Here is a 26,670-nt window from a genome sequence, read left to right on the forward strand (position 1 = left end):
GACACCCATTCCGATTTCATTCCGGACAGCGTTCCGATCTGAAGCCGGACACTCTCCTCGTTTGATCCTGGGTCATGGGAGATGGTGGAGTGGGATTGGCCGGTCGTCAATCGGACGATGATGCAGCGGCCGGGGAGCGCTGCTTGCGCAGGCTCTCGCCGGACAGTTCAATCCTGTAAGCATTGTGGACCAGGCGATCCAGGATCGCATCGGCGATGGTCGGATTGCCGATGATCTCATACCAGCGGTCGACCGGGATCTGGCTCGTCACGATGGTGGAGCGCCGCTCGTACCGGTCCTCGACGATCTCCAGCAGATCCCGCCGCTGATCGTCAGCGAGCTTCTCGGGCCCCCAATCATCAAGGATGAGAAGATCCACGCGGGCCAGCGCCTTGAGCATGCGCGCGTAGCGGCCGTCCCCGCGGGCCAGACCAAGCGCCGCAAACAGCCGCGGGGCACGGTGATAAGCGACCGAGAAGTCCTCCCGGCACGCCTTCTGGCCCAGCGCGCAGGCCAACCAGCTTTTGCCGACCCCGGCTGGTCCGGTCAGCAGGAGCCCGCGTCGTTCACGGATCCAATCGCAGCCGGCCAGCTTGAGAAAGAGCCCGCGGTCGAGACCGCGCGCCGCCCTGAAGTCGACATCCTCGACATGCGCGTCATGGCGCAGGCGGGCCGCCCGCGCCCGGCTCTCAAACCGCTTCTGACAGCGCAGCGTCGCCTCGCGTTCGAGCAGCAGTGCAAGCCAGTCGCCATGCTCGAGAGCCCGAGCCTCGGGCTGGGATTGCAGAGCCTTGAAGGCACTGGCCATGCCGTGAAGACCAAGATCGGCCAGCAGAGCGAGAGTGGGATGGGTCAACATGCAGGATCTCCTTAGTGGAAGTAGCCGGGGCCGCGCAGGTTGGCGTGCTCCAGAATGGCGGTGGGCTCGGGGTCGCGGGCGGGTTGGGCGGCCAGGCGGTTGGCCAGGATCGAGGCGATGCTCTTGGAGGTGAGCGCCCCGATCTGGAGAGCGCGGGCCGACACCGCTTCAGCGCGAGCGGGTTCGAGATCGCGCAACAGGCGCAGAACCCCGAGGCAAGTCCGGAAGCCCTGCTCAGGATGCGGGCGGCGCGCCAGAATAGCCGTGATCAGACCTTCCGTCTGAGGGCCGACGGACGCCGCCCAACGGCGGAAGCGCTCCGGGGTCCAGTCGGCATAGCGCCGATGGGAACTCGGCATGTGGTCCGGGTCGGTGCCGTGCCGGCGCCCACCGTAGCGGCGCTGATGGGTTGCCACGCGCTGGCCGCGGTGGAAGATCTCGATCGTGCGGCTGGTGGCCCGCAGGTCGACCTGCGCGCGGATCAGGCCGTGCGGAACCGAATAGAAGAAGCCGTCGTACTCGACGTGATAGTCCGTGCCGACCCGCACGAAGCGCCATTCGGCGAACTCGTAGTCGTCGCCCGGCAGCGGCGCGAGCGCCGGGCGCTCCATCGTCTCGAAGAGATGCCGGCGGCTGACCCCGAGGCGGCGCACGACATGATCGTTGATGCGCTCGCACGCGCCGGCAATCGCCGCATTGGCTTCGGCCAGCGAGAAGAAAGTCTGGTGCCGCAGCCGTCCGAGAATGCAGGTCTGGGCAAAGCGCACGCCATTCTCCACTTTGGCTTTGTCCTTGGGCTTTCGTGGCCGCGCCGGCAGGATGCCGATGCCGTAATGCGCGGCCATCATGCCGTAGCTGCGGTTGATCTCGGGATCGTAGAACGAGGCCCGGTTGACCCCTGACTTGAGATTGTCCGGCACGATCAGGCGCGGAACGCCGCCGAAGACGCGGAACATGCGCCCATGCGCGCCAATCCAGTCCGGCAGGGACTGGGTCCAGGTCGCCTCAGCGTAGGTGAAGTTGGAGGCGCCGAGCACGGCGACGAAGATCTCGGCCTGGCGGATCTCGCCGGTGTCGGAATCAACGATGGCGATCTTCTTGCCGGAATAGTCGACGAACACTTTGTCGCCGGCAATATGGTCCTGGCGCATGGTCGGCGAGAGCCGGCTCTCAAACGAGCGGAAGAGCTCGCAGAAGCGGCTGTAGCCATAGCCGTTGGAATGGACGGCCCGGTACTCCTCCCAGAGGATTTGCAGGGTGACGCCGGGCTTCTTCAATTCGACGATGGCTTCGGCCCAGTGGGGCTCGGGCCGCCGGCGCTGTCCCTGCTTGACGCCGGCGCGGGCGAAAAGCCTGTTCTCCAGGGCCTCGTCGGTCAGGTCGCCGGGCAAGGGCCAGCTCAAGCCGGCCTGCTCGGCGCGCTTGAGGTTCTCCTGGACGGTGCTGCGCGCGATCCCGAGCCTCTCGGCGATGTCACGCACGCTGATGCCGTCCCGGGCCAGGCGCAGCATCTGTCTCAACTGTCTCATGGTCAGCTTCCTCTTGGCGGGCATTCCATTCTCCTCGATGACGTGAGGAGGGTGATGCCCGAGTTGCTGACCCAGGGGATCATCAGAGTGGGGAAAGTGTCCGGTAATTGATCGGAACGGTGTCCGGCTTCATTCCGGAATGCTGTCCGGCGTCAAATCGGAATCCCCGTCCGGATTGAATCGGAATCCGCAGCAGCGCAAGATCACTGTCTCCCGAACGGATAGTCCTTTCGCCGGAAGGCTCGCCTCAGGGGAATCCTCCGAAACCGGCACTTGCTTGGTGTGATCGGCCCGGAGATCGCGTTCGCGCAGCAGATCGAGAATGGCGCCCGGGAAAATGGCCTCTCCCAGCATGACGAGATCCAGCGACTTCACCAGGACCTCATGCGATATCGACTTCTTAAGGTAGGCATCTGCTCCGGCCTGAAAGGCGGCAACCACCTGCTTAAGATCGTAATCCTCGATCAACATGACTACTTTGGCGCTCGGATTACCCTCTTTCAGAATCCGGGTCTGGCGGCAGGTGGCGTCATGGTCGCGGCTTGCATCGATGATGAGGACGATAGCGCTGTTATCGATCCCCGCCACAGTGCCCATTTCCTCGAGGCTCGCAGCTGCCACGGATGGAGAATAGGCCGTTTCCGCGAGAATTCTGCGCAGACCTTCCCTCAAAAGAGCGTTCGGCTCGATGAGAAGCGTCTTAATGGAACGAGCAGCGACGTGGTCTGCCGAAGAAGGCTCAACCGAACGGGCCAGCTCCATGTATCTTGAATATGCAATATCCTTGGCCGAAGATGCCCCAGGATGAGGAAGACTATCAAGATCGTAGGTGTTCCGCATCGCAGATGCCTTTCTGGTCTTGATTCGGTGAGCAGATAATAAAATTGCCCTACCAATGTTTAGCTTATAATCTCATTATAGACAATCAGTACCCATTCAAATCATTTTAACAATCTTTAATTGTTGTTTTTGGTACGAAATGTCATTTCTTTTCTTGGTCATTTCATCGGATGCCTGATGCTAACTTTATATCCTTTGGCAATAGGGGTTTACTTCCTCAGGCGCCACCTTCATCGCTGCTTCTACTTGCCACAGATCGCCCCGCTCCGTTGCCCTAGCAAATTTTGGAATGCCCAGCCGAAGCCGCTTCCCGGAAGACGGTTATCAACCGCGACTTACCGCGAGGAACCAGCCAAACTGGAGATTGAACAGGCTTTCTTTAACAGCTGTGCGTAGAAGTAAGTCATTCTGCAGTGAGGCGGGCCCATTCTGATTGGTCCGCCACCCAAACGATGTGAAGAAACGGGACCTCAGACCGAAAAGTGCTGTCCCCTGTGCGCGCCCGACGCTCGTTGTACGGGGACTTTATCGACAGATCATGCCCAAGTCGTATCTGCTGAATTGGACGACAGATGATTGACGGCCCACATGGCGGCCTGTGTTCGATTTGCAACGCGAATCTTACGCAGGATAGCCTTGATGTGAACCTTTACAGTTGCTTCGGCAACATCAAGCTTGCGCGCGATCACCTTGTTTGGAGCTCCTTGCATCAAGCATTGCAGGATCTCCGCTTCTCTGCTCGATAGGGTGCGGATAGGTGAATCAAGGCCATCCGAAGCCGACGCGGCCTGCGGAGGCGACATCCTGATGGCAGAAGCATCTTTTGAGAGCTCTGGCCCCGCTGCATTGCCTGAAATTGCCGCCAGAAAAGCCGCCGATGGAAAAACAACTTCACCTAACATTACAAGGTCGAGATACTTGATCAGAGCCTCGCATCCCGTGGTGGCAAGGCAATACCCATCCGCTCCAGATTGAAAAGCGGATTTCATGCCATCAAGATTGAAACTGTCCGACAGCACTACGATACGAGCTTGCGGATAACGTTGCTTCAAAGACCAGATACCCTCAGCCAGTCCGGCTGGATACAGGCTCGCATCGAGTATGAAGAGAAGCAGGCTTTCCTGGTCGGTCTGATCCAAGGCTATGTCTCCGCGGGTCAGACTCTCCGGATGCAATCGGAACCGGGTGCTGGAGAGGACATGCCTCAAGCCCTCGCGCAACATCGAATTCTTGCAGCCTAGGACCGTGGTGACTGGCAGAAGGTGTGACATGCGAGGGAGCCTTTCCGCAGAGATTACCTCGAATTGTACGAATTAACCGTTTGTTAGCCATCCTTAATAAAGAGGTATGGGATCATGCTTAGGTGGTAGAATTACAATCATCAATGTGGATGTGGCATCTTGAGTGTACTCATAAGAGAAGCCACTCGCCACTATCAGCCCACGTGAGTCCGCTCGTAATCCTTCCGGATCAACTTCGCACTGTCCTACGCATGCACAGAAACAGCGCGATCGAATTTAAAATCTGTGTCCGCATCCACTGCCGTGTGTGCATCCGAAATTTTCTTCTTCTCTGGTGCACGAAGCGAAGCGTCCAATCGAACTCTGGGATCTCCTTAAAGCCAAGCTGACGTCCAATTGCCACGATTGGTGGCGAGAAATCTCCTCAAACAAGGGGACTTTTATGATTTCTCGTCTTGTTCTCGCGTGTGCGGCGATCGCTTGCACGCTGCCTGCAACAGCATCCGAACGAGCCCAGATCGATGTACTGATCGCGCAACACGCCAAGGCTCACGGAATTCCCGAAACATTGGTACACCGCGTCATCAAACGTGAGAGCGGATACAATCCACGCGCATCCCACAGAGGCAATCTCGGCCTCATGCAGATCCGTTATGCCACCGCACGCGGCATGGGCTACACAGGGGATGCTTCCGGTTTGCTCGATGCGAACACTAACCTGACCTATGCGGTTCCTTATCTGGCGAATGCCTATATGGTCGCAGGCGGCAACCCGGATCGCGCAGTCGCTCTTTATGCAGGCGGCTATTATTACGAAGCCAAGCGCAAGGGCCTGCTGAATGCTCTCAGGACAGGCTCCAACGACCCCGTCATGACTGGGTCGCTTCCCAACTCCGCGGGGCTTGCCTCTGCTAGCGCGCGCTAAAGCATCTGACTTGGGTTCGAAACCACATTCGATGCTTTGAGCTTTCGGTCCTCCGCTCGAGCGATGTGTCGCTCAGGGAGATTGAGCGTCCAGTGCAAGAGGATGGCCCTGGCCTTCAAGGCCGTGATATTGCTTGCTCATGGTCGGGGATGCCGACATGCACGAGTTGATTCACGATGCCTTGCCTGTCAGATATCGTCTTCCTCGATTTCGAAGCCTCGTCCCTTGGCAAGCAGGGATATCCTATTGAGGTCGCATGGGTGTTCGCGAGTGGGGAGGAGGAGAGCTATCTCATCAAGCCTGACGCATCCTGGACCGACTGGGACGTCAAAGCAGCCAATATTCACGGAATCTCCAGAGAACAGCTGAGATCGGAGGGAACGCCGATCGAAGACGTTGCAAAACGCATGGTATCGGTTCTGACGGGGCGCAAACTTTATGCGACTGCTCCGTCCTGGGACGGGAAGTGGTTGAGCAAACTCTTGCGTGCGGCAGGGCTTCCACGCCACAGCTTGCGCCTCGAAGATACCGAGATGGCTCATCGTCGGATCATGCGCGAGGTGCTGCGTGATGCTGAAGTTCCCGAAGAGCTCCAGCGCGCGCTCATGCAGGACATCCTTGCTCAAGCTCAACGCGTCTACGATGGACTCGGCCCTGCAGCCCATCGAGCACTTGCGGATGCGCAACGCGAACGATGTCTTTGGCTAGACGTTCGCCGCCGCGCGCAGGAGAAAACGGCAGAATTTTAAGGATTTCCGTTGAACCGGCGAGCGCTGTCAGAAAACCAGACCATTGATGCCGCACAATCGCCTGCCCTTCCGACGACACTCGCTTCTTGCTCAATATCCGTCCGGCAACCCGGAAGCGATATCCTGATCGGGCCGGGTCAGAACTTCAATGCGACGACCATCCGGAAGTTGAATTGTTCTGAGCCTCATGACCTGAAGGCCCGCGTCCAGTCCTTCCTGAACGGAACCATAGCGCACGGCTCGCGCACGACGTTCAATGCCGTTGCGCGGTTCGTCCTGCGACATCTCGGTTCCGCTGGCACGCCGGCGCACGATCTGCGTGGCTTGGCGCTGATTGCGTGTCGACGAGCTAGCCTGTTGTGAGACAGCACGAGTCTTACGTTCGACGACTGGCTTCGGCTTTGGCGGCTTGTCGCTTGCCGTCTTGACCGGCTTAGGAGGTGCCGTCTCGTCCGTTGGCCGCGTCTCTGCGCTCGCCTTGGCTTCAGATGGGGACGACACTGAAGGCGCCGCAGAATGGGGCGCCGCGGCTTGGGCTGGTGGCGTTGCCGGGAGGGGCGCCGGCGCTGACACAGGGGTCTGGACCTTGCTTCCGGCCTCGGAGGGAGGATCGACCCACGGTCGCCCCGACTGGGCGAGAGCGACTAGCGGCGCCCCAAGTACTCCCATAAGGGAGGCAGTCACCAGCCAACGTCCTGAAAATTTTGCCACGACACGCCTCCAGATCATTCCATGAGGAAACGCTTCTCCTGCCATGGACGGTTCCACAGCGCCGACGCCGCATAGCCGAGTTTCGACCTAAGCCGCTGAAATCAGAAGTCTTCTGCTATAAGGACTACCAAGTACAGGCGCTACCAAGTCGACTGCAATGCTCCTGCAAGAGATGTGGGAACTGGCAGGCGCAGTTCAACGGTCCGGACCGGAAACTCGCTCTTTCAGCCGTGGCGAACGGCTTCGATATCCCGTAGGGCTCCCTGCGCGAGCGAACCCATAACCAGCATCAAGCCTGACAGTTAGGAGCCACTTCCTTTTCCGCCCCTCATCATCATTGAAGTCAGGCTCAGGGTCCCTCGATCGCGCTCAAAGGATGTTCGGGACCAACTTTGTTCCACACTCAGGATTCGGTATGAGCCGCATAGTTCACAAGATGCGAATGCAACGTAATTTAGCAGAGGCATATCTCAGAACCGCTCGCCGTTCATTGAGCCGCGCTTCGCGCAAGATTAAGAAATGTTATTTCAGATAAGCTCGAAATTCGGAGCCCTCCGTAGAACTTTTTCAGGAAAATATCCTATTCAATAGTCTGATCCGACCCCGGCTGTAACACTCTCTTAGGATCGACTATAGAATATATTCTGTAGCAACTTGTGCGTCGTCGAATGAAACGTCTGTTCTCAGAAGTCTATTTGCACCTGATTGCAGGCGTGATTGCCCTGGGCATTCTGGGGATCTCGGCACACACGCTTTGGATCGATCGCCAGAACACGTGGCAAGAGGCGGAAAAATCCTCCCGGAACGTCCTGACGACCATTGCCCGGGATCTCGAAGGCAAGCTCGATCTGCTCGACCTGTCGCTCAGAGGGGCTATGGAGGGGCTGAGATATCTCGGCTCCCAGCAACTTCCCCCTGACCTTCAGTATCGGATGCTCTTCGACCGCACGGCCACGGCCTCCTTCATGGGGACATTGCTGGTCGTGGATCAGGCTGGCAACCTCATCGCCGACGCCGGGCCGATGATCGCCCCGCGCGCTCTCAACGTTGCGGACCGCGAATACTTCATCGCTCACAAAGCGAACAACCATATCGGCCTGTATATCAGCCGTCCGTTTGCAAGCCGAACGCGGCAAGGCGATACAAGCATCGGGATCAGCCGGAAACTTTCGGATCAGGCCGGGCGCTTCGCCGGGGTGGTAATGGGATCCATGCCCCTGACCACGATCAATCAATTGTTCAACAACCTGAGCCTCGGTCAGCACGGAGCGATCAATCTCTTCCGGAACGACGGCATACTCCTGACGCGCTATCCTTATGATGAGAGCCAAGTGGATCAAGATCTTGGCGGCTCTCCGCATGTCAGGCGCCTCCTTGCGGAAAAGTCCGGCACGTTCGACTCGGTCTCCCCCATCGACGGTGTTCGGCGCATCATCTCCTTCGAACGGCTGGAGCGATACCCGCTCGTTCTCACCGTTGCCCTCTCGGTCGAGGAAGTTTTCTCCGCTTGGCAGCGCAAGGCCCTTGTCCTGAGCCTTGCAACCCTCGTGCTGTGCTGCGCTGTTGTCGGATTGACGGTTCTGTTTCAGCGCGAGCTGAAACGACGCACGAGAGCTGAGACCAAGCTCCGGCGCATCGCGCGTACCGACGACCTGACGGGGTTGCCGAACCGGCGCGCCTTCCGCGAGACCTTCGAGCGGGAATGGCGCCACGCCGTCCGGTCCGGCTCGGCCCTGTCGCTGCTCTACATCGACGCCGATTACTTCAAGAACTTCAACGACCATTATGGCCATGGACGAGGTGACGAAGCCCTGCGCGCGGTTGCCAGTACGCTCGAAAGCAATATTCGCCGTCCTCGCGATGTCGCGGTCCGTCATGGCGGCGAAGAATTCGCCATCGTGCTGCCTGAGACGGACCTGCAGGGCGCAAAACTGATTGCCGAGAATATCCGCCAGAGCATCGTCGCCCTGAGCATCACGCATGAGGGCAGCCCCTATCAGGTGGTGACGGTCAGCATCGGCATTGCCTCTGTCAACCCTTCACGTGAAAGCGACCGCGCCACCCTCCTCGAAGCGGCAGACCGGGCTCTGTACGCAGCCAAGGCGGCTGGCCGAAACTGCGTGCACCATCGTGAGAGTGAAGCCGACCCGCAGCAGAAGCGCCTTCCCCACGCCGCCGCCTGATCGCCGCTCGCGGAAAGGAAGGATAAGATCGGGGCCAGGTCCGGCGTCCAGCCTGCGTGGCGAATGTGTCGCGATGAATGCGGAACAGCACTCACGCACGATCCTGTCCGTGGCACCGGAAGCCAGCCTGTTCAGTTTACTTTGGGAAATTTAGGAGCGGAGATCCCATCTACCCGCATGCATCAGCGAGGCATGCGAGATTTCACTGACCAGTCTCAAGAGCATTTCGTGGAAAGCCTGCCGCCAAGTGATCAATGAGCGCTCGAACGGCCGGAGGCAATCCACGCCGCGTTGTAAACACCAGATGGACGATACCTTTCTGTCCGCTCCAATCCCTAAGGACATGCACGAGCTTTCCACGAGCGAGTTCGTCCGCGCAGACATGGTCCGGCAGAAGCGCGATCCCCAGCCCACTTGCCGCAGCATCCCGCACTGCTGTGAAGTCGCCGCACGTCATGCGTGGCTCGTGCCGCAGCACGTGCAAAGTGCCGTCACTCCGCTCGAGTGACCACTCTGTCTCTCCGTGGTCGTCGCTCGTGCCGAGCGTGGGTAAAGCGGCGAGCGAGACAATATCCTCATTCATCCGGCTGGCAAGCTGGGGACTGGCCACGAGGATGCGACGAGAGGTGCCAAGCGAGCGCATGGTCAGGGCTGCATCGCTCGTCAGGGCCGTTCTTACCCGCAGAGCAAGATCAACCCGCTCCTCGATCAGATCGACGGCACGGTCCACCGTGAGAAGCTGAAGCTTCACCTTCGGGTAGCGGACAAGGAAACTCCGAATGGTGTCTGAGATGACCTCGACGAGCCCAGTCGGGCAGCTCATGCGGATTCGCCCATGCGGCTCAGCCTTGGCCTCGGCCACAAGTGCTTCTGCCTGCTCAGCCTCCAGAAGCAGTGTGCGGCAGCGCTCGTAGAAGGCTTGTCCTACCTCCGTGACCCGGAACCGGCGGCTCGAGCGCTCGATGAGCCGCACGCCCAGTCGGGCTTCGAGCCCAGCGATGCGGCGGCTGAGCTTGGATTTCGGCTCCTTCAGGGCTCGGCCTGCAGCGGCAAAGCCGCCGTGAGCGACGACCTCGGCAAAGTAGGCATAATCGTTGAGATCTGTCCGTATCATCGTTCCTCTCATGGAACGCTATGTGCCACAAAGACCGTCTATTCGCATCATCGTTCTCACGCCATCTCTTTCCACAGCGGCAAATCACTGCCGAGTTCGGAGAAAGACGATGGTAAACAGGTTCACCAACAAGGTCGTGGTGGTTACCGGGGGCACAAGTGGCATCGGACTGGCCACTGCAAAGGCATTCTCGGCCGAGGGCGCCTCGGTGTTCATCACCGGTCGCCGCAAAGAAGCGCTTGATGATGCCGTCAGGACGATCGGCGGCCGGGTGACCGGAATTCAGGGCGACATGAGCCGCCTGGCTGATATCGACCGGCTCTACGATGCCATCCAGCAGCAGCACAGCCAGATCGACGTAGTTTTCGCCAACGCGGGCGGCGGTGAGTTCTCTCCTCTCGGGTCGATCACCGAAGAGCATTATGAGCGCACATTCGCCACCAACGTGAAGGGTGTCGTTTTCACGGTCCAGAAGGCCCTTCCTCTCCTCAAGGATGGTGGCGCGATTGTCCTCACCGCCTCGACCACGAGCGTTTCCGGCACACCCGCGCTCAGCGTCTATTCAGCCTCCAAGGCAGCGGTGCGCAACTTCGCCCGCAACTGGATCCTCGATCTCAAGGATCGCCGTATTCGGGTGAATGCGGTTAGCCCGGGCGTCACCGAGACTGCGGGCCTCAACGAGCTCTTCGGTGGTGGCGTTCAGGCAGAGGGCACGAAGGACTTCCTTGCCGGGCAGATCCCAGCCGGCCGTATCGGCCAACCCGAGGAGATTGCGAAGGCGGTCCTGTTCCTCGCCTCAGACGAGGCTAGTTTCGTCAATGGTGTCGAGCTCTTCGTCGATGGTGGGCAGGTCCAAATCTGACGCTGCCGAGAACATTACACATATGTCCAATCATGGGCGCGACTGAACGCGCCCATCGCTCCGCTGCTAGAGAGAAAGTGAAGTCCGCCGTACGGGCGGACAGTCGGCCCTCGGAGGCAAGCCCGAATGAATTGCGAAGTGAACGCTTCAGCGTTTCAGCTCACGAGCGACAGCGAGGGAGGCGCCGGCTCACTGCTCACGAAGGGTCCGGCCACCTTGAACCCGGTCTCCTCAGGAGAAACTTCGAGAGACAAGCCGATCAGTGCCGGGTCCTCGACGCTCATACCGGGAGACCCGTGCATCGAACTTGCCCTTCGTCGGTCTTTAACAAACATAATCACCAACGGAGTACAATCGACACGAACGAGGATGCAGTCGCATCTTGTCGGTTCATTACTCAAGACAAACCGCTATTGCGGCCACAATAGTTAACATCAGCGACATGCCCTCCGAAAGCAGATCTCGGGCGAGCGCATCGCGGGGCAGCCCGCATCTCGGTGGATTATCACAGGTTAGTGGCAAGGGACCCTCAGTGCCTTAAAGAGATAGTGGCTTCTGGCGGAACTGTCGGGAGGCTGCAGTGCGCACGGAGGAGAGAGCATGGTCAGCAACAGCCTCAAGGTCGAGACGCTTTCGGACGAACCTGATGGCTTCGCGACTGAGCAGAGAGCTGATGGAGTGCCTGCTGCCGAGCCAAACCTCCCGCCCCATATTGCCACTTGCCTCGGCGAACAGCTCCAGGCCTTCTACGCACATCTGATGAATGAGCCGGTTCCCGATCGATTCCTTCAGCTTCTCGCAAACCTGGACCGCATCGGAAACAAGACCGATGGCGAGTGAGAACGCCATACATCGGGCCGTGCTGGCTGCCATTCCGCGCCTGAGAGCCTTTGCCATTGCGCTGACTGGCAATGTTGAGCATGCTGACGATCTGGTGCAATCGGCCCTGATGTGTGGACTTGAAACCTCGACAAGTTCCAGTCCGGCACGAACATGCAGGCGTGGCTCTTCATCATCCTGCGGAACCACTACTACATCGAGTTAAGGAAACGCCGTCGCGAGGTCGATGACCCGGATGATGCCATGGCTCAGCAGGTGGCGGTGATGCCGGAGCAAGGCTCGCGGCTGGATTTCAGGGACTTGCAAGCTGCCTTGGCCAAACTTACCGACGAGCAGCGTGAGGCGCTTCTGCTCGTCTCCGCAGAGGGCGTGTCGTACGAGGAAGCAGCGCCGATCTGCGAGGTCAGCATCGGCACGATTAAAAGTCGAGTGAACCGCGCGCGCCAGCTTGGTTGAAATCCTGGCACTCGATGCTGTGGAGGACCTTGGCCCTGACCGTCTGGTCAAAGCAGCCCTGTTCCTTCACACGTCCTGAAACGGTGCCTGCGCATTCGATCCATCGACGGATCAAGGCAGACATCTTTGAAGGGAGTGAGACATTCTTCAGCCGAGCTGAGAAATCAGGCCGAATACCAACGCCTCGTCCCAGTAAGTGAGAGATCTGCCGATTGGATGCTCCCGGGCGACCATGGCAAGGACAACGCACAGCAAAGCCGCTAAGGCCATCAAGTCGAAGAACAGGTTCGGTCCTCCCGAGACCATTTGGAGACTACAGGCAATCACGAACGGGCGAACTTAAGACAGAACCGAACCGTCACGTATCTGGAACGGTCGTTGAACGGCTATCTTCTTGGCTGCATAGATCACCCAAGAGCCGGATACGCGGTCGATCCCGCGATCACGTTGCGAAGTTCACCAATGAGACGAGCAGGCAGGACGGGCTTGGAGAGCATGACTAGATCAGGATACCCTTTGCGTTCAGCAGCACCTCACCGATGTCCGCTGCCACGAGCACCTCATCCTCCAACCACGAGCACACGGTGACCTGCCAGCATTGCCCCTTCCTTGGTGCCGACCAACAAGTGGCTGGACGGAATGTTCCTGCGATGGGACCATGATGACCCACCCGTGTCTCGAGAGCATTTGCCCGGCTCGGCTGATGGCGTTTCCGGTCAAGAGCGCGTCCAGGAGCGCGGGCCCGGCTTCAGGAGGCGTTCCGGATGCTCTTCGCGACCATGAGCCAGATGCCAATTTAGACCGTCACCTGCGTGCCGACTTCCACCACGCGTCCGGTCGGTATCTGGAAGAAGTCCGTGGCGTCACTGGCCGACTTCGCCAGGCTGATGAAGAGCTTGTCCTGCCAGAACGGCATGCCTCCCTGCACCGAGGGCCGAATCGAGCGGCGGGAGACGAAGAACGACGTTGCCATGATGTCGAACTTGAAGCCCTGTTTGCGCAGGACGGCTAACCCGTGCGGGATGTTCGGGGCTTCCATGTAGCCATAGGTCATGGTGACCCGCCAGAACGAATCCCCCAGAGGCTCGATCCGCACACGCTCGTCGTCCGCCACGCGCGGTGCGTCCGCGGTCTTTACCGTCAGCACCACGTTCCTCTCGTGCAGGATCTTGTTATGCTTGAGGTTGTGCAGCAGGGCCGCAGGAGCAACTTCGGGATCGCTCGTCAGGAACACGGCAGCGCCCTTCACCCGATGCGGTTGGCTCTTCTGCAGCATGCTGATCAGTTCGAGCAGCGGCACGTCCGCCTTCCGGGTCTTGTCGAACAGAATACGGGTCCCGCGTCGCCAGGTCAGCATGAGCAGGACCAGGAGCGCGCCAACCAAGAGCGGCATCCAGCCTCCCTGCGGGATCTTTAGGGCATTTGCCGCCAGGAAGATCGTGTCGACCACCAGGAAGGGCGCGATCACGGCGACGGATGTCCAGAGAGACCACTTCCAGAACCGCCAAACCACGAAGAATGCCATGATGGCGGTCACCACCATCGTTCCGGTGACCGCAAGACCATAGGCATGGGCCAGGGCGCTCGAGCTCTTGAACATGACCACCAGGAGCAAGACCGCGCCCAGGAGCAGGAAGTTGATCTTCGGTACGTAGATCTGGCCCTTCTCCGTCTCGGACGTCCAACGAATCTCCATCCGTGGCAGCAGTCCCAACTGAATGGCTTGCTGTGTGATAGAGAACGCGCCGGTGATCACCGCCTGGCTGGCGATGATGGTTGCAACAGTCGCCATGCCGACCATCGGCAGCAGCGCCCAGTCGGGGTAAAGCAGGAAGAACGGGTTCTCGATCTTGCCGGGATCAGCGAGGAGCAGCGCGCCTTGGCCGATGTAGTTCAAGGCGAGACACGGCAGGACCAGTCCCAGCCAAGCCGTTTGAATTGGGCGTCGGCCAAAATGCCCCATGTCGGCGTACAGCGCCTCGGCCCCGGTCACGGCCAGGAACACCGCACCGAGAGCGAACAGGCCTGCCGTACCGTGGGTCGCAAGGAACACGATGCCATAGGTCGGACTGATCGCAGCCAGGATGCTCGGATCGTCGGCGATGTGGATCAGGCCGCCGAGGGCCATGAGCACGAACCAGACAGCGGTGATGGGCCCGAACCAGGCCGCGACGCGGGCAGTACCGTGGCTCTGCACGGCAAACAGACCGACCAGGATCACGATGCTGAGCGGCAGAACGTAGTGTTCGAAGGCGGGGCTGGCGACGGTCAACCCCTCGACGGCCGAGAGCACCGAGATGGCCGGGGTGATGATGGCATCGCCGTAGAACAGGGCCGCCCCGATCATGCCGAGCAGGGCGATCACCATGACGTTATGGCCCATGGCTCTCTGCGCGAGCGCCATGAGGGTCAGCGTACCGCCCTCGCCGTTGTTGTCCGCCCGCAGGATGAACAACACGTACTTGATCGTGACGATGAAGATCAGCGCCCACAGGATCAGGGACACGATGCCGAACACCATCTCGCGGGTGACGGCGCCGCCTGCGGCTGCGGCCGCGAGCGACTCCTTGAGGGCGTAGAGCGGGCTGGTTCCGATGTCGCCGTAAACGACACCGAGCGTGCCGAGTGTCAGGATCCAGAAGCCGGACGCGTGCGGAGGGCCTGGCTGAGCGGCTGGCTCCGCCGAACGAGGCTGGCTCGAAGCCGTTGCGGTCATTTATCTCTCCACCTCGTGGCCGATGGAGGCTGTACGGGACGCATCCACTCGCCTGAACACCGTGACGTTGCTCGGGCCGCGGCCCTGAGCCTTTTGGATCTGGGCCTGGACAAAGGCGCCAAGGATCGCGAGCGCCGGGTCCTCGTGCTGGAACTCGGCCACGTCCTCAACCCAGTTGAGCGCCAGCCCGCGGACGCAGATCGCGCAGCTCCAGCGGCTATCGTCGCTGGACAGGCGATGGATGGCCCAGTCTGGCAGCTCCCAGCCGATCAGCCAAAACCCCAGATCAACCCAAGCCTCGGCTTCGATCAGGCGCCGCACGAGAACGTTGGGGCGAAGGGCCGACTTGAGCCGGGGACAGGCGTGCTCCAATATGTCGGCCACGAGGCCCACCTGCGGTTGGGAAGCTGTCTCGATTCGAGACAGAAGGGAGCGGAGATCCCGCTCCAGATTTTGCTTCGACCACATCTTGGTTGTCCAAACAGATCACGGCAGGCTTCCCCGCCGAGGGCGAAAACTCAGCCCTGACCTCTGGGCTCAGACATGGCCAGACTCGCATAAAAAATCGATTGGAAAGTGACGGGCCCGATATAAAGGTCGCATAAAGAGCCTTGCCCAGATAAAGCTAGGCGGCATCCAGGAGACGGTAACCGATGCCCGGCTCGGTGAGGATAAAGCGCGGGTCGGACGGATTCGGTTCGATCTTCTGCCGGAGCTGACCGACATAGACGCGCAGATATTGCGTGTCGTTCTCGTGGGCTGCGCCCCATACGGCAGTGAGGACCTGCTTGTGGGTGACCACCTTGCCCGCATGGGCCGCCAGAAAGGCGAGAAGGTCGAACTCCTTAGGGCTCAGACTCACATCGACTCCCTTGAATGTCACGCGGCGCCGGGGAATATCGATTTCCAATCCTCCAACGCTGACAACCGGCGTCTCGCCCTTGCGCTGCATACGATGGCGCAGGGCCGTACGCAGCCGGGCCATCAGCTCACCCATGCCGAACGGCTTGTTGACGAAGTCGTCCGCGCCGAGATCGAGAGCGGCGATTTTCTCGGCCTCGCGATCACGGGCCGAGAGCACGATGATCGGTACGTCGGACCATTCGCGCACGCGGGTAATCACGTCCTTGCCGTCCATGTCGGGCAGGCCGAGATCGAGCACCACCACGTCGGGAGCGTCAGTTGCGATGCGCTTCAGGCCCTCGGCGGCCGTTCCCGCGCTCACCGGCTCGTACTCGTTCGCCTCCAGGGCCGGCTTGAGGAAACGGAAGATCGCCGGCTCATCGTCGATGACGAGCACACGCGTCAGGTTGCTCATGACTTCTTCTCCTCCAGCGGAAGCCGGATTGCGATGCAGGTGCCGTGCCCGTTTGCGACAGGACTCTCTGCAGCAATCGCTCCGCCATGCGCGTCGACGATCCCCTTGGCGATGGCCAATCCCAGCCCGGTGCCCTCGCCCCCGTCGCCGTCCTGCCCCCGGCCGCGAGCGAACTTCTCGAAGACCTTCGGGAGCAGAGCCGGAGGAATGCCCGGACCGTTGTCCGTCACCGACAGCACAAGGTCCCGGTCATCCCGCCGAGCCGCAAGCTCCACCTTCGCATCCGGTCCCGCGTATCGAACCGCATTGCCAATGATGTTGGCGAGCGCTTGGTCAAGCAGGGAGGTATCCGCCTGAACAAAGGGCAGCTCCGGGTCGACATCAAGCTGGAAGGCCTGTGTTGCCCCCCGTCGCCTTGCGACCGCCACCACCCGGTCGAACGCCTCCCGGACGTCGACCCAGTCACGGCGAAGCTCAAGGGCACCGGCCTCCACTCGAGTCATGGACAGTAGATTGCGCACCATCCGGTCGAGGTGTTCCGCCTCGTCCTTGACCTGGTCCAGCAGGTCCCGACGGGCGGGCTCCGACAACTTAGGTCCATAGTCGATCAGGCTGGTTGCGGCTCCGAGAATTGATGCGAGAGGCGTCCGGAAGTCGTGGCTGATCGAGGCTAGCAGTGTGTTGCGCACCCGCTCCGCCTCCGCAACCGTGTTGGCCGCCACGATCTCACGCGCCAGCCGCGCCCGATCCAGGGCAGCCGCCGTGAGCTCCGCCACCGTCTCGGCAAGAGTGCGCATCTCCCAGTCGAGAGCGCCCCCGTCGAGAGCAACCCCCATCACGCCGACACGGCCATGGGACGAGCGCAAGGGGAGAAAGAGCCAGCGCGCCGACGGCAGGGTTCCTGTCCCGGCACCAGCCGGTTCGTCCTTGTCATAGGCCCAACGGGCCGCCGAGGACGAGGCGGTGTCGAGCTCATCCTCCGGTGGCCAGGAGGCTGCAAGCTCAAGGGTATCGCCCTGGGGCTGGAGGATCGCCACGGGTCTGTTGAGATAGCCGTTGAGCTCGACGACGCTGCCCTCGGCGACGGCATTCGCATCGGCGAAGCTGGAGAGCCTGCGGGTAAACTCGTAGAGCCGCCGGGTTGCCCGGGCCCGGCTGACCGCCGCCGCTGCCTGCTCGCGGGCCCGTCCGGCCAAGGCGGAGGTCAGGACGGCCGCGCCGAGGAAAACAAACAGCGCGAGCAACTCATGCGGGCGGGCAACCGTGAAGGTGTAGAGCGGGTCGATAAAGAAGAAGTTGTAGCCCAGGAACGACAGGATCGAGCTGATAACGGCAGGCCAGATTCCGAACCGGACGGCGGCAAACAGCACCGCCACCAGGAAGATCATGGAGACGTTTGGCAATGAAACCACAGAGGTCAGGGCCAATCCGGCCGCAATGGCACCGGCGACGGCAAGGGTCGACCACAGGTAAGGACTCCAGGACTCGCCGACCGTGACGGGAGGCCTTCGGCTCCACCACCGCTTCTTTCGATCCTGTCCGTCCCGAGTAGTCACGACGTGAATGGCGATGTCCTCGGCATGGTGAACCAGTTGATGCGGCAGCGAACGCCCGACGAGTTCGGACCACCAACCGCCCCGAGAGCGTCCTACCACGATCTGGGTGACGTTCTCAAACCGGGCAAAGCGCAGAAGCTCTTGAACCAGATCGCCGGCGACGAGGGTCCTGACCTCTTCGGCGCCCAGGCGGGATGCAAGCTGGAGCGTCTCGTCGATGTGCCGTCGCTCCTCACCCCCGAGGAGCACGCTCGGCCATTCCACGGTCACGGCAAGCCAGGGGGCGCCGATTGCTTCGGCCAATCGCTTGGCATGCCGCACGACTGCCGGTGATGCCTCGTCGGCTCCGACGCAGACCAGGATTCGTTCCCCTGCTGCCCAGGGGCCTTCAAGGCCACTGCTCTGCATCCGTTCGAGCAGGTCGCTGTCGATGCGCTCGGCGGCCCGGCGAAGGGCGAGCTCGCGCAGGGCAACGAGATTGTTGGGACGAAAGAAATTGTCGACTGCGCGGGCCGCCGTATCCTGAACGTAGACCTTTCCCTCAGCCAGCCTCTTGAGAAGCTCGTCCGGCGGAAGGTCGACCAGGACCAGCTCATCGGCTTCATCGAAAACCGTATCCGGTACGGTCTCGCGCACGCGGACCCGCGTGATGCGCTGAACCACGTCGTTGAGGCTTTCGAGATGCTGGATGTTCAGCGTCGTCCAGACGTCGATCCCTGCCGCCAGCAGCTCCTCGATGTCTTGCCACCGTTTCGGATGGCGGCTGCCAGGAGCATTCGTGTGGGCGTATTCATCGACGAGGACGAGCTGCGGATGGCGCAGCAAGGCTGCGTCGAGGTCGAACTCCTGCACCATCCGGCCGCGGTATGGAACGGACAGGCGAGGCAGGATTTCGAAGCCGTGGAGAAGTTCCTCCGTTTCCTGGCGTCCGTGAGTTTCAGCGAGGCCGACAATGACCTCCGTTCCCTCCTCGCGCGCCGACTGGGCGGCCTGGAGCATGGCATATGTCTTGCCGACTCCAGGCGCCGCCCCGAGAAAGATCTTGAGGCGGCCCCGCCCCTCCCGGTTGGCCAGGGTGAGCAGCGCATCAGGTGAGGCACGCGGCGGCTCGGTCAGGGCCATGAGGGCTACGCCTCCACCGTCTCAGGATACGTCACGTCCCGTCTGGGAATCCAGCCGGTCGAGGGCTTGGTTGACCCGCAGGACGTTGACACGGGGCTCCCCTATGATCCCGAAGGTGCGCCCTTCGATCGCAGCTTCGATCACGTGCCTGATCTGCCCCTCGGAGAGGTTTCTGGCCGCGGCGATGCGAGGCGCCTGTGCGAGCGCAAAAGCCGGGGAGATATGGGGGTCGAGGCCGCTGCCGGAGGTGGTGACGGCATCACCCGGGATCGGCTGTGCCAAGCCAGCGTTGCGCCAGGCATCCGAGGACGCTGTTAGGCGATCCGCCAGCTTGCGGGACGTCGGCCCCAGGTTGGAGCCGGTCGAGGCCGCCGCATTGTAAGGCGCATCCACGGTCTTGGTAGGATCCGCCGGATCAGGAGCGCTTGTGGCCGAGGGGCGCGGCCAGAGATATCGGTCGGCCGTGAACGCCTGCCCGATCAGGTCGGAGCCGACAACACGGCCATCCTGCACGATCAGGCTGCCGTTGGCCTGCGCCGGGAAGACGAGCTGTCCGACGCCCGTGACGGCGAAGGGATAGACGAGCCCCGTCAAAGCCGTGAACAGGACGAGCAGGACGAGTGCGGGACGAAGATTGGACATGTCGGCCTCCTTATCTAAGCCCAACCGATCGCCGTGATGGCGAGGTCAATGATCTTGATGCCGATGAAGGGTACGACGAGGCCGCCGAGGCCGTAGACCAGAAGGTTGCGTCGCAACAATGCCGCAGCACTCAGGGGACGGTAGGGAATACCGCGCAGGGCCAATGGGATCAGCGCGATGATGATCAGCGCGTTGAAAATCACCGCCGACAGGATGGCGCTCTGCGGCGTTGACAGGTTCATGACATTGAGTGCTGCAAGCTGCGGGATAGCGGTCACGAACAGCGCCGGAATGATGGCGAAGTACTTGGCCACATCGTTGGCTATGGAAAACGTGGTCAGAGATCCCCGCGTCATCAGGAGTTGCTTGCCGATGCCGACCACTTCGATGAGCTTTGTCGGGTTGGAGTCGAGGTCGACCATGTTGCCAGCCTCGCGGGCGGCCTGCGTGCCGGACTGCATCGCGACGCCGACATCGGCCTGCGCCAGGGCCGGGGCATCGTTCGTGCCGTCGCCGCACATGGCCACGAGACGTCCTTGCGTTTGCGCGCGGCGGATGTAGTTGAGCTTGTCCTGCGGTGTCGCTTCGGCGATGAAGTCGTCGACACCGGCCTCGGAGGCAATGGCTGCTGCCGTCACGGGATTGTCGCCGGTCACCATGACGGTGCGGATGCCCATGCGCCGCAGCTCGGAAAAGCGCTCCTTGATGTCGGGTTTGACCACGTCCTTCAGATGGATGACGCCGAGAAGCCTACTCCCGTCGGCGAGCCCAAGAGGCGTTCCGCCGGAGCGGGCAATGCGATCCACGGCGGAAGCGAAACCCTGATCCGACACGGTTCGACCGCTGGCATCACGAACGAAACGGAGGACGGCATCAACCGCTCCCTTACGCAGATTGCGTGTGTCGAGATCGATCCCGGACAGCCGGGTCGTCGCGGAGAACTCGATGGAACGCGCATTCTCCGGCGACTGCTCGGGGGCTCGCAGACCATACTTCTCCTGAACCAGCGCCACGATGGAGCGCCCCTCCGCCGTCTCGTCGGCAAGGCTCGCCAGGAGGGCGGCTTCCGCGGCCTCGCGTTCCGAGACGCCGGACACCGGGATGATCTCGGACGCCATGCGGTTGCCGAAGGTGATGGTGCCCGTCTTGTCGAGAAGCAACGTGTCCACGTCGCCCGCTGCCTCCACGGCCCGCCCTGACATGGCAAGCACATTGAACCGAATAAGACGGTCCATGCCGGCGATGCCGATGGCCGAGAGCAGGCCACCGATGGTCGTCGGGATCAGCGTCACGAGAAGCGCCACGAGCACTGGGACCGGAACGTCGGCTCCGGAGTAGCGTCCCAGCCCGGACAGCGTCACCACGGCGATCAGGAACACGATGGTCATGCCTGCGAGCAGGACATTGAGAGCGATCTCGTTCGGTGTCTTTTGGCGCTCGGCGCCTTCGACGAGAGCGATCATCCGATCCAGGAACGATGAGCCGGGCGCGGCCGTGATCCGCACGATCAGCCAGTCCGAGATCACCGTCGTACCGCCGGTCACGGCGGAGCGGTCGCCGCCCGACTCGCGGATGACTGGCGCGGACTCGCCGGTGATCGCAGCCTCGTTGACCGACGCGATGCCTTCGATCACCTCACCATCGCCTGGGATCAGGTCTCCTGCCTCGACGAGCACGAGATCTCCGATGTCGAGGTCGAGCGCCGACACGTTGGCGTGGAGCTCCTTGTGCTCCGCATCATACAGCCGCTTGGCGACGGTCTGCGTGCGCGCCTGGCGCAGAGTGTCGGCCTGCGCGCGCCCGCGCCCCTCGGCCACGGCCTCGGCGAAGTTGGCGAAGATCACCGTGAACCAGAGCCAGGCGGCGATCTGTCCCGCGAAGAAGGCGGACGCGCCCGTTACGAGATCGCGGATGAAGAGGATGGTCACCAGCAGGGCCACCACCTCGGTCACGAAGATCACAGGATTGCGGATGAGATCCGCGGGATTGAGTTTCCTGAGGGCATCGAGAACTGCCTGACGCAGGATCGCACCGTCGAACATGGAGATGGTCGATTGGATATGCTTGCTCATGGAACACCTGTCAGAAGGTTTTTCCGGCCAGCATCAACACCTGCTCGGCGATGGGACCGAGAGCGAGGGCCGGGAAGAACTGGAGGCCGCCGAGGATCAGGATCACGCCTGTCAGGAGACCGACGAACAGCGGGCCATGGGTCGGCAAGGTACCGGTGGATGTTTCCAGCTTGGTCTTCGCCGCCAGCGAGCCTGCGATGGCCAACATCGGCACGATGTAGGCAAAGCGGCCGAGCAGCATCGCAAGCCCGAGGGTCGTGTTGTACCAGGGCGAGTTGGCGCTGAGCCCCGCGAAGGCAGAACCGTTGTTGCCGGCAGCTGACGAGTAGGCATAGAGGATCTCGGACAGACCATGCGGCCCGGCATTGAGCAATCCTGCCAAGCCCTGCGGGATCACGGCGGCAACGGCCGAGAAGCCCAGGATCGCGGTCGGCAGGATCAGGACGGCGAGCATAGCCATCTTGACCTCCTTCGCCTCGATTTTCTTGCCGAGGTATTCGGGCGTGCGGCCCACCATGAGGCCAGCCACGAACACGGCGATGATCGCCATGACGAGGATGCCGTAGAGGCCGGATCCGACGCCGCCCGGCAGAATCTCTCCGAGCTGAATCAGAAACATCGGGATCAGACCGCCGATGGGCGTGAAGCTCGCATGCATGGAATTGACCGCGCCCGTGGACAGACCGGTGGTCACCGCAGCCCACAAGGCCGACAACGCCAGCCCGAAGCGAACTTCCTTGCCTTCCATGTTGCCGTCGGCGGGATTGACGCCCGCCGCGTGCAGTATCGGCGTGCCGGTTGATTCCGCCGCGTAGGTGGCGACGATGCCTGCGACGAGCAGGAGCCCCATGACCCAGACCAGGGCGCGCGCCTGCCGGCTGTCGCCGATGAGGCGGCCGAAAGCGAACACGACAGCGACCGAAATCACCAGCATCTGCCAGACCTGGACGAAATTCGTCAGCGCCGTCGGGTTCTCGAAGGGATGAGCGGCATTGACGTTGAAGAAGCCGCCACCATTGGTACCGATCTGCTTGATGGCGATCTGGCTTGCGACTGGCCCGAGGGCGATGGTCTGCTTGGCGCCTTCCAGCGTCGTTGCATCAACTGAGGCAAGCATGGTCTGCGGCAGTCCAAGCGCCACGAGCAGAATGGCCGTGACCAAGGCGAGCGGCAGCAGGATGTAAAGGATCGAGCGGGTCATATCGACCCAGAAATTGCCGACCGTGCCAGCCTTCGAACGGGCGAAGCCCCGGACCAGCGCCACTGCGAGGGCCAGGCCCGTAGCGGCGGAGAGAAAATTCTGCACCGTCAGCCCCGCCATCTGCGAGAAGTGGCTCATCGTGGTCTCGCCGCCGTAGGATTGCCAGTTCGTATTGGTGACGAACGAGACGGCGGTGTTGAAGGCGAGGTCCGGCGAGAGGCCTCCGAAGCCCTGTGGATTGATGGGCAGGAAGCCTTGCAGCCTCAGGATCCCGTAAAGCAGCGCGAAGCCTGCCGCATTGAACAGGAGCATCGCGAGCGCGTAGGCGCGCCAGCCCTGCTCGCGGGCCGGATCGACGCCCGCCAGGGAATAGAAGCCCCGCTCGACGGGACCGAGCACCGGCGAGAGGATAGTGGGCTTGCCGGCGTAGACCTTGGCCATGAAGGTGCCGAGGGGCACCGCTGCCAGCAGGACGGTTACGAGAATGATGGCGATCTGGAGCCAGCCATTGAGTGTCATCGGCTGTGCCTCCTAGAAGCGTTCCGGCCGGAGCAGCGCCAGGACGAGGTAGACGGCAAGGCCCAAGGCGACGAAGCCGCCGAGAACAAGATCGAGCGACATGGGGCAGCCTCGCTCAAAGGCGCTCGGCCGCGCGGGCATAGAGCGCCATGAGCGCGAAGAACGCTAAGCCAACGGGAAGATAGACGAAATCGTACATGACAGCACCCTGAAGTGAACGCTGAACGCTATGCTCGAAGATCATCAAATCTCGATTGGGAAGTGCGATCTCAAAAATAAAGACCGCATAAAGACCGCTGTTGCCGTCATGAGGACAGGATCTGTTCCGTTCTGGCCGGAAGGCCCTTTACATCCTCTTCGGAGCGAAGTTCGAGATCGACGAATGCACCGTCGACAAGCCTGGCCGTTGGCGAACAGAGTGCGCGGGCGTGTCGTCCCCTAGCCGCCGAGCCACCGCCATGTTCTAATCCGCCCATGGCCCGGCCTGCCGAGCCCAGAAATCAGGAGGCCGTCATGCGGCCCGATCTGCACGCGAATGATCCGTCACATGAGACTTTCGTCAACACCTCCGAACGATCCCTGGAAGGGGACCTCGTCGCCTCCCTGATGCGCCGCCATGAGGTTGCAGCAGAACGGCTGATCGGGTGGCTGCGAGTTGCCATCGGCATCTGCATCTTTGTGACAGTGATCGCCGCCGACAACATGCTCCGCCATTGGACTGGGGTGTCCCTCGACCTGTTTGAGCGCAATGCCTGGATTGCCTCTCTCGGCTTCCTGGCGGTCGGGGCGTGCAGCATCGTGCTTGCAGTGCCGCAGCGCTGGCATCATGGCTTTGCGTACTTGTTCATGGTGCTGGATATCGGACTCGTGCTTGTCATCGCATACCTTGCCGTTGGCGAGCGCGAACTGCCCGGCAACGCCCTGCCCTCCGCCCCGATCTCATGGGCGGCGCCTCTGGTGCTGGCGGTCGGCGCTCTGCGCTATGACGTCAAGGTTCAGCTCTGTGCCATTGCGCTGTTGGCATTCGGCTTCGCTGGGATCGCCATCGGGCTCGGCCACAGCATGGTTGTGGACCCTGGAATGGCTCCGGCCTGGCCCCAGCTCTTTTCGATGCCTGTCAACGTGATGCGGTTCACGCTGCTGCTTCTGGCCGGAGCGGCCACGGCTTTCGGCATCATTCGCTCGCGGCGTCTTCTGTCATCCGCCGTCAAGGATGCGGTCGGACGCGCCAGCCTCTCGCGTTTTCTCCCGGCCGAGATCGCGCCAAGGGTAGCGGCAGGCGACATCGACCTACGCCGCGGGCGGCGCCAGAGGGCCGTCATCGTCTTTGTCGACATTCGCGACTCGACCGGCATGGCTGAAGGGATGGACCCGGAGCGCTTGTCGCAGTTCTTCACGGCCTTCCGGACCCGCATTTTGGGCTGCGTCCGCAGGCATCGCGGCTTCGTCGACAAATTCATCGGCGATGGAGCTCTGATCCTGTTCGGAGTGCCGGACGAGGACGGCGACGATCCGGCCCGCGCCCTCGCCTTCGCCCATGATCTCGTCCGGATCGTCGAGGCCTGGAACGCGAGCCGTGAACTGCCCCATTCCGTGCGGATCGGAATCGGAATCCATGTCGGCGAGGTCTTCTGTGGCATTGTCGGGGATGACGAGAGAATGGAGTTCACCGTACTGGGCGATGCGGTGAATGTCGCTTCGCGACTGGAGCAGGCAACGAAGAGATATGGCGAGGTGATCCTCGCGTCCGGCGCCGTCGTCGAAGGCTCGTCGGAGCGTGGCGCTTGGCGGGAGATTGCGAGCGAGCCCCTCGCCGGACGCAAGGAACCCATCACGATCTTTGCTCCGACCGCTTCCTCTGTGCCCGGCATTGACAAGATTGTCTCCGGCGCCTCCCCGACCGGGCTTTGACCCTGCACTTCTGACTTGGCGAGCAAACCTGGAGCATCGGATCCGATGCTCCAGGCGAATGCCTTCCTCGCAGAGGGATCTCAATCTATTTTAAGCGGCCATGGCCTTTTTGAGGTTTTCGTCGATTTTGTCGAGGAAGCCGGTGGTGGAGAGCCACTTCTGCTCGGCGCCGACCAGCAGCGCCAGGTCCTTGGTCATGAAGCCGGCCTCGACCGTGTCGACGCAGACCTTCTCCAGGGTGGCGGCGAAGCGGGCGAGCTCGGCGTTGTCGTCGAGCTTGGCCCGGTGCGCCAAGCCGCGGGTCCAGGCGAAGATCGACGCGATCGAGTTCGTCGAGGTCTCCTTGCCCTTCTGGTGCTCGCGGTAGTGGCGCGTCACCGTGCCGTGGGCGGCCTCCGCCTCCACCGTCCGGCCGTCCGGCGTCATCAGCACCGAGGTCATCAGGCCGAGCGAGCCGAAGCCCTGCGCCACCGTGTCGGACTGCACGTCGCCGTCGTAGTTCTTGCACGCCCAGACATAGCCGCCCGACCACTTCAGCGCCGAGGCCACCATGTCGTCGATCAGGCGGTGCTCGTAGATGATGCCGGCGGCGTCGAACTTGGCCTTGAACTCGTTCTGGTACACCTCCTCGAAGATGTCCTTGAAGCGGCCGTCATAGGCCTTGAGGATGGTGTTCTTGGTGGAGAGATAGACCGGGTACTTGCGGTTCAGGCCGTAGTTCATCGACGCGCGCGCGAACTCGCGGATCGACTCGTCGAGGTTGTACATCGCCATGGCGACGCCGGCATCCGGGAACTTGAACACCTCCTTCTCGATCACCGTGCCGTCCTCGCCCTCGAACTTGATCGACAGGCGGCCCTTGCCCGGCACCTTGAAGTCGGTGGCGCGGTACTGGTCGCCGAAGGCGTGGCGGCCGACGATGATCGGCTGGGTCCAGCCGGGCACGAGGCGCGGCACGTTCCTGCAGATGATCGGCTCGCGGAAGATCACGCCGCCGAGGATGTTGCGGATCGTGCCGTTGGGCGACTTCCACATCTCCTTGAGGTTGAACTCCTTCACCCGGCCCTCGTCCGGCGTGATGGTGGCGCATTTGACGCCGACGCCGTACTTCTTGATCGCCTCGGCGGCCTCGACCGTGACCCGGTCGTTGGTGGCGTCGCGGTGCTCGACGCTCAGGTCGTAGTACTTCAGGTCGATGTCGAGATAGGGGTGGATCAGCTTCTCTTTGATGAAGTGCCAGATAATGCGGGTCATCTCGTCGCCGTCGAGCTCGACGACCGGATTGGCTACCTTGATCTTCGCCA

Annotated in this window: 23 protein-coding genes; 8 read left to right on the plus strand and 15 right to left on the minus strand. The window is 61.7% G+C overall.

Going from position 1 to position 26,670, the window contains the following annotated elements:
* Nucleotides 1-106: 106 nt before the first annotated feature.
* The 4 genes from istB to DDF70_RS26640 all read right to left on the minus strand — a co-directional run bounded on the left by istB (nucleotide 107) and on the right by DDF70_RS26640 (nucleotide 4,367).
* Nucleotides 107-859: an IS21-like element helper ATPase IstB gene (gene istB, locus DDF70_RS26625; protein WP_114945129.1), complete on the minus strand. Its 753-nt coding sequence runs from the start codon at nucleotides 857-859 to the stop codon at nucleotides 107-109.
* Nucleotides 860-870: 11 nt separating this feature from the next.
* Nucleotides 871-2,412, minus strand: coding sequence for an IS21 family transposase (istA, locus tag DDF70_RS26630; RefSeq protein ID WP_281024360.1), 1,542 nt, complete (start codon nucleotides 2,410-2,412; stop codon nucleotides 871-873).
* Nucleotides 2,413-2,517: 105 nt separating this feature from the next.
* Nucleotides 2,518-3,228 carry a response regulator transcription factor gene (locus DDF70_RS26635; protein WP_114947772.1) on the minus strand — a complete coding sequence of 237 codons (711 nt, stop codon included), beginning with the start codon at nucleotides 3,226-3,228 and terminating at the stop codon, nucleotides 2,518-2,520.
* Between the two features lie 536 nt (nucleotides 3,229-3,764).
* Nucleotides 3,765-4,367, minus strand: coding sequence for a LuxR C-terminal-related transcriptional regulator (locus DDF70_RS26640; RefSeq protein ID WP_162820689.1), 603 nt, complete (start codon nucleotides 4,365-4,367; stop codon nucleotides 3,765-3,767).
* 409 nt (nucleotides 4,368-4,776) lie between these two features.
* On the opposite strand from DDF70_RS26640, the gene DDF70_RS26645 reads away from it, so the two are divergent.
* The 3 genes from DDF70_RS26645 (at nucleotide 4,777) to DDF70_RS26660 (ending at nucleotide 9,037) form a co-directional block, all read left to right on the plus strand.
* Nucleotides 4,777-5,394 carry a lytic transglycosylase domain-containing protein gene (locus DDF70_RS26645; protein WP_425374116.1) on the plus strand — a complete coding sequence of 206 codons (618 nt, stop codon included), beginning with the start codon at nucleotides 4,777-4,779 and terminating at the stop codon, nucleotides 5,392-5,394.
* 176 nt (nucleotides 5,395-5,570) lie between these two features.
* A complete protein-coding gene (locus tag DDF70_RS26650) occupies nucleotides 5,571-6,143 on the plus strand; it encodes a 3'-5' exonuclease (protein ID WP_114947775.1) in 573 nt (190 codons plus the stop codon).
* Nucleotides 6,144-7,522: 1,379 nt separating this feature from the next.
* The gene (locus DDF70_RS26660) at nucleotides 7,523-9,037 is read left to right on the plus strand and encodes a sensor domain-containing diguanylate cyclase (RefSeq protein ID WP_114947777.1); all 1,515 of its coding nucleotides are present in this window, start codon (nucleotides 7,523-7,525) and stop codon (nucleotides 9,035-9,037) included.
* 202 nt (nucleotides 9,038-9,239) lie between these two features.
* Here the strand turns inward: DDF70_RS26660 and DDF70_RS26665 are convergent, their stop codons facing one another.
* Complete coding sequence (locus DDF70_RS26665) at nucleotides 9,240-10,151, minus strand: LysR substrate-binding domain-containing protein (RefSeq protein ID WP_114947778.1); 912 nt, start codon at nucleotides 10,149-10,151, stop codon at nucleotides 9,240-9,242.
* Nucleotides 10,152-10,260: 109 nt separating this feature from the next.
* Here DDF70_RS26665 and DDF70_RS26670 point away from each other — a divergent pair, with 109 nt between their 5' ends.
* From DDF70_RS26670 to DDF70_RS39065, 4 genes are all read left to right on the plus strand, one after another.
* Entirely contained in the window at nucleotides 10,261-11,013 is a 753-nt protein-coding gene (locus DDF70_RS26670; protein WP_114947779.1) for an SDR family NAD(P)-dependent oxidoreductase, read from the plus strand.
* A gap of 600 nt (nucleotides 11,014-11,613) precedes the next feature.
* Nucleotides 11,614-11,853: a NepR family anti-sigma factor gene (locus DDF70_RS37370; protein ID WP_170316125.1), complete on the plus strand. Its 240-nt coding sequence runs from the start codon at nucleotides 11,614-11,616 to the stop codon at nucleotides 11,851-11,853.
* On the plus strand, nucleotides 11,843-12,058 hold the full coding sequence (locus DDF70_RS39320) for a hypothetical protein (protein WP_425374117.1): 216 nt from the start codon (nucleotides 11,843-11,845) through the stop codon (nucleotides 12,056-12,058). Before DDF70_RS37370 ends, DDF70_RS39320 begins: the two co-directional genes overlap by 11 nt.
* A complete protein-coding gene (locus tag DDF70_RS39065) occupies nucleotides 12,007-12,309 on the plus strand; it encodes a sigma factor-like helix-turn-helix DNA-binding protein (protein WP_342633959.1) in 303 nt (100 codons plus the stop codon). Before DDF70_RS39320 ends, DDF70_RS39065 begins: the two co-directional genes overlap by 52 nt.
* Before the next feature lie 796 nt (nucleotides 12,310-13,105).
* On the opposite strand, the gene DDF70_RS26680 is transcribed toward DDF70_RS39065, so the two are convergent.
* The 9 genes from DDF70_RS26680 to DDF70_RS38850 form a co-directional block, all read right to left on the minus strand.
* On the minus strand, nucleotides 13,106-15,025 hold the full coding sequence (locus DDF70_RS26680) for a potassium transporter Kup (protein WP_114947780.1): 1,920 nt from the start codon (nucleotides 15,023-15,025) through the stop codon (nucleotides 13,106-13,108).
* Nucleotides 15,026-15,493 carry a hypothetical protein gene (locus DDF70_RS26685; RefSeq protein ID WP_114947781.1) on the minus strand — a complete coding sequence of 156 codons (468 nt, stop codon included), beginning with the start codon at nucleotides 15,491-15,493 and terminating at the stop codon, nucleotides 15,026-15,028.
* 157 nt (nucleotides 15,494-15,650) lie between these two features.
* Nucleotides 15,651-16,343 carry a response regulator gene (locus DDF70_RS26690; RefSeq protein WP_114947782.1) on the minus strand — a complete coding sequence of 231 codons (693 nt, stop codon included), beginning with the start codon at nucleotides 16,341-16,343 and terminating at the stop codon, nucleotides 15,651-15,653.
* Nucleotides 16,340-19,021 carry a sensor histidine kinase gene (locus DDF70_RS26695; protein ID WP_114947783.1) on the minus strand — a complete coding sequence of 894 codons (2,682 nt, stop codon included), beginning with the start codon at nucleotides 19,019-19,021 and terminating at the stop codon, nucleotides 16,340-16,342. Before DDF70_RS26695 ends, DDF70_RS26690 begins: the two co-directional genes overlap by 4 nt.
* Before the next feature lie 21 nt (nucleotides 19,022-19,042).
* Nucleotides 19,043-19,663, minus strand: a complete 621-nt coding sequence (kdpC, locus tag DDF70_RS26700) for a potassium-transporting ATPase subunit KdpC (protein WP_114947784.1) — start codon at nucleotides 19,661-19,663, stop codon at nucleotides 19,043-19,045.
* A 14-nt stretch (nucleotides 19,664-19,677) separates the two neighbouring features.
* A complete protein-coding gene (gene kdpB / locus DDF70_RS26705) occupies nucleotides 19,678-21,735 on the minus strand; it encodes a potassium-transporting ATPase subunit KdpB (protein ID WP_114947785.1) in 2,058 nt (685 codons plus the stop codon).
* A gap of 10 nt (nucleotides 21,736-21,745) precedes the next feature.
* Nucleotides 21,746-23,455, minus strand: coding sequence for a potassium-transporting ATPase subunit KdpA (gene kdpA, locus DDF70_RS26710; RefSeq protein ID WP_114947786.1), 1,710 nt, complete (start codon nucleotides 23,453-23,455; stop codon nucleotides 21,746-21,748).
* Between the two features lie 12 nt (nucleotides 23,456-23,467).
* Entirely contained in the window at nucleotides 23,468-23,557 is a 90-nt protein-coding gene (gene kdpF / locus DDF70_RS26715) for a K(+)-transporting ATPase subunit F (RefSeq protein WP_114947787.1), read from the minus strand.
* A gap of 13 nt (nucleotides 23,558-23,570) precedes the next feature.
* Nucleotides 23,571-23,699 (minus strand): hypothetical protein, encoded by a 129-nt coding sequence (locus DDF70_RS38850; RefSeq protein ID WP_281024393.1) that lies wholly within the window; start codon nucleotides 23,697-23,699, stop codon nucleotides 23,571-23,573.
* 269 nt (nucleotides 23,700-23,968) lie between these two features.
* On the opposite strand from DDF70_RS38850, the gene DDF70_RS26720 reads away from it, so the two are divergent.
* Nucleotides 23,969-25,366 (plus strand): adenylate/guanylate cyclase domain-containing protein, encoded by a 1,398-nt coding sequence (locus tag DDF70_RS26720; RefSeq protein WP_162820690.1) that lies wholly within the window; start codon nucleotides 23,969-23,971, stop codon nucleotides 25,364-25,366.
* 90 nt (nucleotides 25,367-25,456) lie between these two features.
* On the opposite strand, the gene DDF70_RS26725 is transcribed toward DDF70_RS26720, so the two are convergent.
* Complete coding sequence (locus tag DDF70_RS26725; RefSeq protein WP_245435504.1) at nucleotides 25,457-26,662, minus strand: NADP-dependent isocitrate dehydrogenase; 1,206 nt, start codon at nucleotides 26,660-26,662, stop codon at nucleotides 25,457-25,459.
* Nucleotides 26,663-26,670 lie beyond the last annotated feature (8 nt).

This window comes from Microvirga calopogonii (assembly GCF_003347665.1).
Lineage (GTDB): Bacteria > Pseudomonadota > Alphaproteobacteria > Rhizobiales > Beijerinckiaceae > Microvirga > Microvirga calopogonii.

Bases quoted from the DNA above. Each gene is read 5' to 3' on its own strand.
- istB (WP_114945129.1), bottom strand. From the start codon at position 859: ATGTTGACCCATCCCACTCTCGCTCTGCTGGCCGATCTTGGTCTTCAC.
- istA (WP_281024360.1), bottom strand. From the start codon at position 2,412: ATGCCCGCCAAGAGGAAGCTGACCATGAGACAGTTGAGACAGATGCTG.
- DDF70_RS26635 (WP_114947772.1), bottom strand. From the start codon at position 3,228: ATGCGGAACACCTACGATCTTGATAGTCTTCCTCATCCTGGGGCATCT.
- DDF70_RS26650 (WP_114947775.1), top strand. From the start codon at position 5,571: ATGCCTTGCCTGTCAGATATCGTCTTCCTCGATTTCGAAGCCTCGTCC.
- DDF70_RS26660 (WP_114947777.1), top strand. From the start codon at position 7,523: ATGAAACGTCTGTTCTCAGAAGTCTATTTGCACCTGATTGCAGGCGTG.
- DDF70_RS26665 (WP_114947778.1), bottom strand. From the start codon at position 10,151: ATGATACGGACAGATCTCAACGATTATGCCTACTTTGCCGAGGTCGTC.
- DDF70_RS26670 (WP_114947779.1), top strand. From the start codon at position 10,261: ATGGTAAACAGGTTCACCAACAAGGTCGTGGTGGTTACCGGGGGCACA.
- DDF70_RS37370 (WP_170316125.1), top strand. From the start codon at position 11,614: ATGGTCAGCAACAGCCTCAAGGTCGAGACGCTTTCGGACGAACCTGAT.
- DDF70_RS39320 (WP_425374117.1), top strand. From the start codon at position 11,843: ATGGCGAGTGAGAACGCCATACATCGGGCCGTGCTGGCTGCCATTCCG.
- DDF70_RS39065 (WP_342633959.1), top strand. From the start codon at position 12,007: ATGCAGGCGTGGCTCTTCATCATCCTGCGGAACCACTACTACATCGAG.
- DDF70_RS26680 (WP_114947780.1), bottom strand. From the start codon at position 15,025: ATGACCGCAACGGCTTCGAGCCAGCCTCGTTCGGCGGAGCCAGCCGCT.
- DDF70_RS26685 (WP_114947781.1), bottom strand. From the start codon at position 15,493: ATGTGGTCGAAGCAAAATCTGGAGCGGGATCTCCGCTCCCTTCTGTCT.
- DDF70_RS26690 (WP_114947782.1), bottom strand. From the start codon at position 16,343: ATGAGCAACCTGACGCGTGTGCTCGTCATCGACGATGAGCCGGCGATC.
- DDF70_RS26695 (WP_114947783.1), bottom strand. From the start codon at position 19,021: ATGGCCCTGACCGAGCCGCCGCGTGCCTCACCTGATGCGCTGCTCACC.
- kdpC (WP_114947784.1), bottom strand. From the start codon at position 19,663: ATGTCCAATCTTCGTCCCGCACTCGTCCTGCTCGTCCTGTTCACGGCT.
- kdpB (WP_114947785.1), bottom strand. From the start codon at position 21,735: ATGAGCAAGCATATCCAATCGACCATCTCCATGTTCGACGGTGCGATC.
- kdpA (WP_114947786.1), bottom strand. From the start codon at position 23,455: ATGACACTCAATGGCTGGCTCCAGATCGCCATCATTCTCGTAACCGTC.
- kdpF (WP_114947787.1), bottom strand. From the start codon at position 23,557: ATGTCGCTCGATCTTGTTCTCGGCGGCTTCGTCGCCTTGGGCCTTGCC.
- DDF70_RS38850 (WP_281024393.1), bottom strand. From the start codon at position 23,699: ATGATCTTCGAGCATAGCGTTCAGCGTTCACTTCAGGGTGCTGTCATG.
- DDF70_RS26720 (WP_162820690.1), top strand. From the start codon at position 23,969: ATGCGGCCCGATCTGCACGCGAATGATCCGTCACATGAGACTTTCGTC.